The organism is Pseudomonas sp. SDO5522_S412 (assembly GCF_054071215.1).
In genome coordinates this window covers 1-4,493 of the sequence record NZ_JBSVWQ010000340.1, presented here as the reverse complement: position 1 = coordinate 4,493, position 4,493 = coordinate 1, and the positions used below count along the sequence as shown (strand labels likewise).

Here is a 4,493-nt window from a genome sequence, read left to right as displayed (position 1 = left end):
TGCGCAGTGTCAGTCGCCAGATGTACTGACTGATCCACCGCATTCGCGAGCAAGCCCGCTCCCACACTGACCGTGCTTGCAACTCACCGCTGTTGTTTTGCCCCTCCATCACCCAGATCAATCTTGCTATCCAGCCTCTATTTGCGCACTTAGACTCAGGCCCATTCCCACACAGGTAAGCCGCCATGTCCGAGACGCTGCTCAGTTCCCGCAATCTGGCTTTCGAGCTGTACGAAGTCCTCGATGCCGAGGGCCTGACCCAGCGCGAGCGGTTTGCCGAACACAACCGTGAAACCTTCGACGCCGCCATCGGCACCGCCCGCAGCATTGCCGAGAAGTTCTTCGCCCCGCATAACCGCAAGGGCGACGAGAACGAGCCCCGCTACGAAAACGGTCAGGCGATTCTGATTCCCGAGGTGAAACCGGCGGTAGATGCCTTCCTCGAAGCCGGCTTTCTCAACGCTGCCCGCAGCTTCGACGCTGGCGGCATGCAACTGCCCACCCTGCTCTCCCAGGCGTGTTTCGCCCACTTCCAGTCGGCCAACGCCGCATCCACGTCCTACCCGTTCCTGACCATGGGCGCCGCCAACCTGATCGAGAGCTTCGGCACCGAGGAGCAGAAACAACGCTTCCTGCAACCGATGATCGAAGGCCGCTTCTTTGGCACCATGGCGCTGACCGAGCCCCACGCGGGCTCATCGCTGTCGGATATTCGTACCCGCGCAGAGCCGGCGGCTGACGGCAGCTACCGCCTCAAGGGCAACAAGATCTTCATCTCCGGCGGAGATCACTCGCTGTCGGAGAACATCGTGCACATGGTGCTGGCCAAGCTGCCGGACGCACCTGCCGGGGTGAAGGGCATTTCGCTGTTTATCGTGCCCAAGTTCCTGGTCAACGACGACGGCAGCCTGGGCAAGCGCAACGATGTGCTGCTGGCCGGGCTGTTTCACAAGATGGGCTGGCGTGGCACCACCTCGACCGCGTTGAATTTCGGCGATAACGGCGAGTGCGTCGGCTACCTGGTGGGCCAGCCGCACCAGGGCCTGAGTTGCATGTTCCAGATGATGAACGAAGCGCGGATCGGCGTGGGCATGGGCGCGGTGATGCTGGGTTACGCCGGCTACCTGTACTCCCTGGAATATGCCCGCGAACGTCCCCAAGGCCGCCTGCCCGACAGCAAGGATCCCAACACCGCGCCGGTGTCGATCATCCAGCACGCCGATATCAAACGCATGCTGTTGACCCAAAAAGCCTACGTGGAAGGCGCCTTCGACCTTGGCTTGTACGCCGCGCGCCTGTTCGACGACACCACCACCCTGGAAACCGAAGCTGCGCGCAAACAGGCCCACGAACTGCTGGACCTGCTGACGCCGATCGTCAAATCCTGGCCATCGGAGTTTTGCCTGAAGGCCAACGAACTGGCGATCCAGATCCTCGGCGGCCATGGTTACACCCGCGAATACCCGGTGGAACAGTACTACCGCGACAACCGCCTGAACCCGATCCATGAAGGCACCCACGGCATTCAGTCGCTGGACTTGCTCGGGCGCAAGCTGGCGCAGAACGGCGGTGCGGGCTTGAAGCAACTGATCCGCCTGATCGCCGAGACGGGCGCACGAGCACAGGAATACCCGTCACTGACCGCCTTGCGGGAACCGCTGGAACAACTGGTGGCGCGCCTGCAAGAGGTCACACTCGGCCTGCTGACGGATCTCGCCCAGGGCAAGGTCAACAGCAGCCTGGCGAATTCGGCGCTGTACCTGAAAGTGTTCGGGCATACGGTGATTGGCTGGCGCTGGCTGGAACAGGCGATTCGCGCCGAGGAAGGGCTGGCCAAGGGCAATGCTGCCGATGTCGCCTTCTATAAGGGCAAGCTCCAGGCCGCCCGGTACTTCCTGACGTGGGAAATACCGGGCTGCCATCATGAACTGGCGATTCTCGAGGCACGCGATGACACGTGCCTGGGGATGCAGGATGAGTGGTTCTAAGGCGTTCCGATTGCCTTGGAAATCACCTCGACCGTGGCGCTGACTTGCTCTTGGTAACGGTCGAGTTCCTGCTGGTGGTGCTTTTGCATTTCGATCTGCTCGGCGCACAGGTTCAGCGCCGCCAGCACCAATAGCTTGTCACCGATCAGCGTCGGGTACTTTTTCTTGGTGGTGGCCAGGGATGCCTTGAGCATCGTCACGGCGCTCATCAGGGTGTTGTCTTCCCCTTCCGGTGCCTTGATCGAGTAATCCTCACCGAGAATCGAAACGACCTTTATCCCTTCATTCATGCGCCGACAGGACCTGCGCTCACACGCTCAACCAACGCCTGGATACGGGCAGCGGTGGCGCCCTGCTTTTCTTCCTGTTCCATCAGGTTCAGCTGCAAGCTGTCGTTTTCATCCTTGGCGCGAGCCAGTTCGGCCTTGAGGGATTCGTTGGTGCCCAGTAGATCCTGGTTCTGCTGTACCAGGTCGCTGACCAGTTGTTCCAATTGGCTGAGGGATGCTTCTAACATTTTGATTTCTCGGGCTTTTTCAAAGGGCGGTGACGATAAAGAAAATTCACCTCGGATGCCAGGGTTATCCCTGGCGCGGGGCCTTGATTTTACAGGGCAGGCCACGCTTTCGAGCCTTAGTGACTGCATTTATGGCATCTGGTTCCTGAATCCCGTCGGCCCGCCCCGATCTGCGACAAAAGCGCGCACCCCCTCAAGACTTTAGTCGTATGACCGATAGGTCATGGACACCCCGCTCAAACCCCGCATGGATCGCGCTTCTCCCCAGGATCACAACATGTCTCTTCGTAATATGAATATCGCGCCGCGGGCCTTTCTCGGCTTCGCGTTGATTGGCGCGCTGATGTTGTTTCTCGGTGTGTTCGCCCTGAACCAGATGAGCAAGATCCGTGCGGCGACGGAAGACATCACCCTTAGCAGCGTGCCGAGCATTCGCGCCCTGGACGAGTTCACTCAACTGACCCTGCGCCTGCGGGTGCTGTCGTATCGCCTGCTGACCAACCGCGAGCCTGACGTCCAGCAAAAGACCCTTGAGTCTTTTGACGTGCGCAATCAGCAGATTCGTACGGCCCAGGCGGTCTACGAGAAGTTGATCGACAGCAGCGAAGAACGTGCTGCCTACGATGAATACGTGCGTCTGCTGGCCCAGTACCATCAGATTGAAGAGCGCATGAAGAGCCTGTCACGGGCCAATCAGGTTGAAGAGCTGCGCACGCTGCTGAATACCGAGCTGCTGAACAACTCGGATCAGGTCAACGCCGTATTGAACCGCCTGCTGGACATCAACAACAAGATGGCGCTGGCCACCAACCAGCAAGCCGCCGACCAGTACGACATGGCGTTTGAGCTGGTGGTGATCCTGCTGATCCTCGCCACGGCGCTGACCATGCTGTTCGCCTGGTTGCTGACCCGCAGCATCACCCTGCCGATCGCCCAGGCCCTGGATGCCGCCGAGGAAATCGCCGAAGGCAACCTGACGCGCCCGATCAAGGTGGAAGGCAACGACGAAGCCGGCCGACTACTGTTGGCAATGGCCAAGATGCAGGACAAATTGAAGGACACCTTGCAGCGCATTTCCGGCTCGGCCACCCAATTGGCCTCCGCCGCGGAAGAGCTGAATGCCGTGACCGACGAAAGCGCCCGTGGCCTGACCCAGCAAAACAACGAAATCGAACAGGCCGCCACGGCGGTGAACGAGATGACCAGCGCGGTTGAAGAAGTGGCCCGCAACGCGGTCAGCACTTCCGAAGCCTCGAAGAACGCCACGTCGTCTGCGGGCGATGGACGTGATTTGGTGCAGGAAACCGTCAGCGCCATTGAACGCATGAGCAGCGACGTGCAAGCCACTGCCACCTTGATCGGCAACCTGGCGGAAGAGTCCCGGGACATCGGCAAGGTGCTGGACGTGATTCGTGGCTTGGCTGACCAGACCAACCTGCTGGCCCTGAACGCCGCGATTGAAGCGGCGCGGGCCGGTGAAGCCGGGCGTGGTTTTGCGGTGGTGGCGGATGAGGTGCGGGCCCTGGCCCATCGCACCCAACAGTCCACCAGCGAAATCGAGCGGATGATCGGCAGCATTCAGGCCGGTACCGAGCATGCAGTGGATTCGATGCGCAACAGCACCGAGCGGGCGGAATCGACGTTGAACATCGCCAAGGGTGCGGGGATGTCGCTGGACACCATCAACACTGCCATCGTTGAAATCAACGAGCGCAACCTGGTGATCGCCAGTGCCGCTGAAGAGCAGGCGCAGGTGGCGCGGGAAGTGGATCGTAACCTGGTGAATATTCGTGACTTGTCGGTGCAGTCGGCGACCGGCGCCAGCCAGACCAGTGCGGCGAGCAGTGAGCTGTCGCGGTTGGCGGTGGATTTGAACGGGATGGTGGGGCGGTTCAGGCTTTAACGGATACCGCAGGGCTAAAAATGTGGGAGCGGGCTTGCTCGCGAATGCGGTGGATCAGATACGCATAAGGCGACTGACACACCGC

General features: G+C 60.5%; 4 protein-coding genes and 1 pseudogene. 3 read left to right on the top strand and 2 right to left on the bottom strand.

Translation table 11 applies throughout. The features are described from left to right. Positions 1 to 185: 185 nt before the first annotated feature. Complete coding sequence (locus ACW9I6_RS30980; protein WP_457340190.1) at positions 186 to 1,988, top strand: acyl-CoA dehydrogenase; 1,803 nt, start codon at positions 186 to 188, stop codon at positions 1,986 to 1,988. Here the strand turns inward: ACW9I6_RS30980 and ACW9I6_RS30975 are convergent. Both ACW9I6_RS30975 and ACW9I6_RS30970 read right to left on the bottom strand, forming a co-directional pair. Beyond that, the gene (locus ACW9I6_RS30975) at positions 1,985 to 2,278 is read right to left on the bottom strand and encodes a cell division protein ZapA (protein WP_003209415.1); all 294 of its coding nucleotides are present in this window, start codon (positions 2,276 to 2,278) and stop codon (positions 1,985 to 1,987) included. The genes ACW9I6_RS30980 and ACW9I6_RS30975 overlap by 4 nt on opposite strands. After that, the gene (locus ACW9I6_RS30970) at positions 2,275 to 2,505 is read right to left on the bottom strand and encodes a hypothetical protein (RefSeq protein ID WP_010169256.1); all 231 of its coding nucleotides are present in this window, start codon (positions 2,503 to 2,505) and stop codon (positions 2,275 to 2,277) included. The genes ACW9I6_RS30975 and ACW9I6_RS30970 overlap by 4 nt, the downstream gene beginning before the upstream one ends. Before the next feature lie 223 nt (positions 2,506 to 2,728). Between ACW9I6_RS30970 and ACW9I6_RS30965 the strand changes: the two are divergent. Further along, positions 2,729 to 3,502, top strand: a pseudogene (locus ACW9I6_RS30965) (MCP four helix bundle domain-containing protein); the annotation flags it as partial. A gap of 33 nt (positions 3,503 to 3,535) precedes the next feature. Then, complete coding sequence (locus ACW9I6_RS30960) at positions 3,536 to 4,408, top strand: methyl-accepting chemotaxis protein (RefSeq protein ID WP_405046157.1); 873 nt, start codon at positions 3,536 to 3,538, stop codon at positions 4,406 to 4,408. Positions 4,409 to 4,493 lie beyond the last annotated feature (85 nt).